Origin of the sequence: uncultured Methylobacterium sp. (assembly GCF_964251405.1) — a bacterium.
Taxonomy (GTDB): Bacteria; Pseudomonadota; Alphaproteobacteria; order Rhizobiales; family Beijerinckiaceae; genus Methylobacterium.
Genome location: NZ_CAXUJR010000116.1, coordinates 5344 through 10051, shown reverse-complemented (window position 1 = coordinate 10051; position 4708 = coordinate 5344). Strand labels below are relative to the sequence as shown.

5 protein-coding genes and 1 pseudogene are annotated in these 4708 nt (G+C 65.9%); 5 read left to right on the top strand and 1 reads right to left on the bottom strand.

The window, feature by feature from the left end; all coding sequences use genetic code 11:
• Positions 1 to 399: 399 nt before the first annotated feature.
• The 5 genes and pseudogenes from ACFE7U_RS16125 to ACFE7U_RS16105 all read left to right on the top strand — a co-directional run bounded on the left by ACFE7U_RS16125 (position 400) and on the right by ACFE7U_RS16105 (position 4322).
• Positions 400 to 618: a hypothetical protein gene (locus ACFE7U_RS16125; RefSeq protein ID WP_375410734.1), complete on the top strand. Its 219-nt coding sequence runs from the start codon at positions 400 to 402 to the stop codon at positions 616 to 618.
• A gap of 11 nt (positions 619 to 629) precedes the next feature.
• Positions 630 to 1514: pseudogene (locus ACFE7U_RS16120) on the top strand (DNA/RNA non-specific endonuclease).
• A 19-nt stretch (positions 1515 to 1533) separates the two neighbouring features.
• Positions 1534 to 1818, top strand: a complete 285-nt coding sequence (locus tag ACFE7U_RS16115; RefSeq protein ID WP_375410733.1) for a hypothetical protein — start codon at positions 1534 to 1536, stop codon at positions 1816 to 1818.
• Between the two features lie 179 nt (positions 1819 to 1997).
• Positions 1998 to 3650, top strand: a complete 1653-nt coding sequence (gene ettA, locus ACFE7U_RS16110; RefSeq protein ID WP_375410732.1) for an energy-dependent translational throttle protein EttA — start codon at positions 1998 to 2000, stop codon at positions 3648 to 3650.
• 189 nt (positions 3651 to 3839) lie between these two features.
• Complete coding sequence (locus tag ACFE7U_RS16105; RefSeq protein ID WP_375410731.1) at positions 3840 to 4322, top strand: hypothetical protein; 483 nt, start codon at positions 3840 to 3842, stop codon at positions 4320 to 4322.
• 3 nt (positions 4323 to 4325) lie between these two features.
• On the opposite strand, the gene ACFE7U_RS16100 is transcribed toward ACFE7U_RS16105, so the two are convergent.
• On the bottom strand, positions 4326 to 4708 hold a 383-nt coding region (locus ACFE7U_RS16100), incomplete at its 5' end, for a formyltransferase family protein (protein ID WP_375410730.1).

The window sequence follows — 4708 nt, the reverse complement described above, 5'->3', positions numbered from 1 at the left end:
CCTCCGGCAAAGCCCGCAACGCAAAAGGCTCGGACAAACCGTCCAATATCGAGGTATCCATCGCTGCCATGCCCTGAACCCGTTCGCTCGCCCGATGCCGCGCCACCCCGCGCCGCCCGACCTATGAAAACCGAACCGTGCCGCGTATCATCGCCGAGCACGATCCACGTTGCTTTGCGATATCCATACCGATATCGCCCAGCTTTGACACGCGGCCGAGGATCGGACGTCGTCGCGAGTCCATCGTTTTCCAGTGCTGTCTCGACGGGACGATCCCGTGGTGTGAAACTGCACATGGAGGCGGCAGTTAAGGACTTATCGCGCGCCGATCAACGTTGACCGGCATTTTTTCGCAATGCTTGCTCCCCGACGTGCTCTTGAGCCGGGACGAGGCTGACCATGAATCGCATCCTCTTCCTTGGCATCGTTATTCTATCGGGCATTGCCGCGTCGCCGCCGAATGCGGCTGCACAACCCGCTTATCCCGAGTTCCGCCTGACGCCTCCTCCCCCGGCGGATCGGCAGGTCGATCCCTTCGGAGGCTCGCTCGGCCGGCCGTGCGGCTATCGCTGGCGCGCGACACCTTCGGGAACACGCAAGGTACGGGTCTGCTACTGATCTCGTCGGCGATGCGGACGGGCGGCATGGCGCTGGTCGCCGGGCTGTTCTTCGCGATGCCGTTCGGCCACGCGGAGGAGACCTGTCCGGCCTTCTTCCACGGCGGCGAACGGCCGAGGCTTGTGAACCCCAAGCTCAGGATACAGACGCAGCCCCTGTGCTTCTCCGCCTTCGCCGTGCTCCATTCGGGCCTGGCGCGCGCGCCGCTCTACGCCGCCGAGCATCTGACGCGGCAGAGCGTGGCCTCCGCCCGCTCGGTCGACCGGCTCGATGCCTTCCACGACGAAGATCGGATCCCCGAGGCGATGCGCTCCCGCCTCGACGATTACGTCCATAGCGGCTTCGATCGCGGCCATCTCGCCCCGGCCGGCGACATGCCGACCGCCGAGGCCTAGGCCGAATCCTTCAGCCTCGCCAACATCGTTCCGCAGGACAGGAGCATGAACCGTACGGTCTGGGCGGCGATCGAGGAGAGCGTGCGCCGCCTGGCGATGGAGCGCGGCAGCCTCTTCGTGGTCACCGGACCGGCCTTCACGGGCACCGACATCCCGGCGATCAACGGCCGCGTGCTGGTGCCGACCCTGATCTTCAAGGCTGTCTACGACCCACGCCGGCGGGTGGGGGCGGCTTATCTCGCGCCCAACAGGACGGATGGCGACTTGCGGGCGGTCAGCCTCACGGAGCTCTCCGAGGTCGCGGGACTCGACCCATTTCCCGGCCTGTCGCCGGAGGTGAAGGCGAGGGCCATGGTCCTGCCGGAGCCGCGGGCCGATCGTCGCGACGAGGCAAGGCCGCGGGACGGAAGCCGGAACGATTCGATCGAGGCCTGGGTCCAACGTAGCCTGCAGCGATTCGCTCGGTATCTCTGGCGAGAGCTGATGCGCGCGATCTTCTGACCCCTCAGGTGCGCGGCCGATGTCCAAAGCCTCCGATCCCCCGTCTCCCGGCACCTCCTTCGTCCCCTTCGCCGACGATGCGACGGTGCGGCAGGTCGCCGGCTTCTCCATCGAGAATGGGACGGGGGCCCTGGCGCTCCACGGTTCGCTCGAGATCACGCGCGACCGGGCCGGTCTCGACCGGGCGCGGGCGCTGACGGCGCTCCTTCAGAGCATCGTCGCCTGCCTCGAGGCGGATGACCTGCCCGCCGCCATCGCCGAGGAAGAGGGCGCTGCGCCGACCGTCCGCAACCCCTTCGCCTGAGCGCCAGCGCGCAGGCTCGTCTTGCCGCCGAAGGGGCGCCCTGTTACTCGCGTCGGGACATCCTCAGGACGAGCGGTTCGGGCACGGCAGGCGCCGGTCTTGCGCGCAGCCGATCGGGCCGCGGCGCCGGACATTGCCTGCACGGCGACCGACAGCGAGCAACCGACAAGGACACCATCATGGCCCGCGAATTCATCTACCACATGAAGGGTCTGACCAAGTCGTATCTCGGCGGCAAGAAGGTCCTCGATAACGTCAACCTGTCCTTCTATCCGGACGCCAAGATCGGTGTGCTCGGCATCAACGGATCGGGCAAGTCGACGCTCCTGAAGATCATGGCCGGCCTCGACACGGATTGGACCGGCGAGGGCTTCGTCGCGCAGGGCGCGCGCGTCGGCTACCTGCCTCAGGAACCCCATCTCGATCCCGATAAATCCGTCCGCGAGAACGTGATGGAGGGTGTCGCCGAGAAGCAGGCGCTACTCGACCGCTACAACGAACTCGCCATGAATTATTCCGAGGAGACGGCGGACGAGATGACCGCGCTCCAGGACAAGATCGAGGCCGCCAACCTTTGGGAGCTCGATTCCAAGGTCGACCAGGCCATGGAGGCGTTGGGGTGTCCGGGCGACGAACAGCCCGTGGCGACGCTGTCGGGCGGCGAGCGCCGCCGCGTCGCCCTGTGCAAGCTCCTCCTGTGGGAGCCCGAACTCCTGCTCCTCGACGAGCCCACCAACCACCTCGACGCCGAGACGGTGAACTGGCTCGAAGGCCACCTCAAGCAGTATCCCGGCGCGATCCTGATCGTGACCCACGATCGCTACTTCCTCGACAACGTCACCGGCTGGATCCTCGAACTCGACCGCAGCCGCGGCTATCCCTACGAGGGCAACTACTCGGCCTGGCTCATCCAGAAGCAGAAGCGTCTTGCCCAGGAGGGACGCGAGGACATGGCCCGCCAGCGCGCGATCAACCGCGAGCAGGAGTGGATCTCGGCTTCGCCCAAGGCCCGCCAGTCGAAGTCGAAGGCCCGCATCACCCGCTATGACGAGCTGGTGGCCAAGCAGAACGACAAGATCGACGCCTCGGCGCAGATCGTCATCCCGATCGACGAGCGGCTCGGCAACAACGTCATCGAGTTCGACAGCCTCAACAAGGCCTTTGGCGACCGCCTGTTGATCGAGAACCTGTCCTTCAAGCTGCCGCCGGGCGGCATCGTCGGGGTGATCGGGCCGAACGGCGCTGGCAAGACCACCCTTTTCAAGATGATCACCGGCCAGGAGAAGCCCGACGGCGGTACCATCTCGGTCGGCGAGACGGTGCATCTCGGCTATGTCGACCAGTCGCGCGACGCCCTCGATCCGAATGCGACCGTGTGGCAGGAAGTATCCGGCGGCAACGACATCATCTATTTCAACAAGCGCGAGATCAATTCCCGCGCCTATTGCGCGGCCTTCGCCTTCAAGGGCGGAGACCAGCAAAAGAAGGTCGGCACGCTCTCCGGTGGTGAGCGCAACCGCGTCCATCTCGCCCGCACCCTGAAGGGTGGCGCCAACGTCCTCCTCCTCGACGAGCCGACCAACGATCTCGACATGGAAACCCTGCGGGCCCTGGAAGAGGCGCTCGAGGATTATGCGGGCTGCGCCGTCATCATCAGCCACGATCGCTGGTTCCTGAACCGCATCGCGACCCACATCCTCGCTTTCGAGGGCGACAGCCATGTCGAGTGGTTCGAGGGCAACTTCTCGGATTACGAAGAGGACAAGAAGCGTCGGCTCGGGCTCGACTCGATCTTACCCAAGAAGCTGAAGTACAAGAAGTTCTCACGCTGAGGTTGCGACGGGACAGCGAACGGCCGAAACGTTGGGCGGGAACGGAAACGACCGTTCGATGTTCCTAAGCTCCGCACAGGAGCTTGCCGCTTGCCTTCCTCGTTTCGAATGCTCCTCGTCCTTGCCGTGATTCTCTCTGTACCGGCGGCGGTTGCGCAGGGCCGCTTGGAAACGGCTCCGGACGCGATCGTGGATGAGGTCGAGCCCGGGCCTCCGCCGCCGCTGCCCGACCTGTCGGACCCGAATACGCGCTCGGCTGAGTCCCTTGCCGAGCCGGGCATCGAATCACCCATCCCGAAGTCCCTGCGCAGTTCGGGGACGAAGTCGGGCGGGCCGGCGAACGATCTCAACCCGAGCGGACGTCCGCAGGAAGCCCCGTTGCCGGGCAGTTCGATCATCGATGCAGTGACGGGCAAGGAACTCTATCACGGCAATTACTGCGGTGCCGGCCAACGCGGAGACGGCTTGGCGGCGACCGATTCCCTCGATGCCGCCTGCCAGAGGCATGACGCCTGCTACGATGCTGCCGGCTACCGCTCCTGTGCCTGCGACGCAGCGCTCAAGCGAGAGGCGGCGATCGTTTCGCAAGCACCCACCGTATCCCTTCAGGTCCGCCGGCGAGCATTGAACGTGGCGGAGGCCGCCGAGGTGATGGCCTGCACCGCGCCGTGACGCTCACGCCCTTGCGTTGAGGAAGAGCGCATCGCGAAGGTCCGCCGCATCGGTGAGTTTGCGGCCTCGCCGTCGCAACTCGGCGAGAAGGGCCGGGTTCGGGAAGGGACAGTAGGGCAGCACTTCTTCATGCCGGCCGGTCGGCACGGCTCCGGATGCAGCGATCTCCTGCAACACGCCATCGAGGACACGACGTCCGATCTCGTGCAGCAGGACAGAAGCGCGCGTCGCCGTCGTCCCGGGTGGCAACGTCGCAGCTTCCTGCGCCAGGATCGCTCCCGCATCGATCGTGACGGCAAGGTGGTGGATCGTAACGCCGAAGGCCGGTTCGTCCTCGGCCAGCGCATGGATCGTCGGCACAGCCCCGCGGTGGCGCGGCAGCAGGC

What these genes read in the sequence shown, in the direction of transcription:
- ACFE7U_RS16125 (WP_375410734.1), top strand. Translation starts at nt 400, where the DNA reads ATGAATCGCATCCTCTTCCTTGGCATCGTTATTCTATCGGGCATTGCC.
- ACFE7U_RS16115 (WP_375410733.1), top strand. Translation starts at nt 1,534, where the DNA reads ATGTCCAAAGCCTCCGATCCCCCGTCTCCCGGCACCTCCTTCGTCCCC.
- ettA (WP_375410732.1), top strand. Translation starts at nt 1,998, where the DNA reads ATGGCCCGCGAATTCATCTACCACATGAAGGGTCTGACCAAGTCGTAT.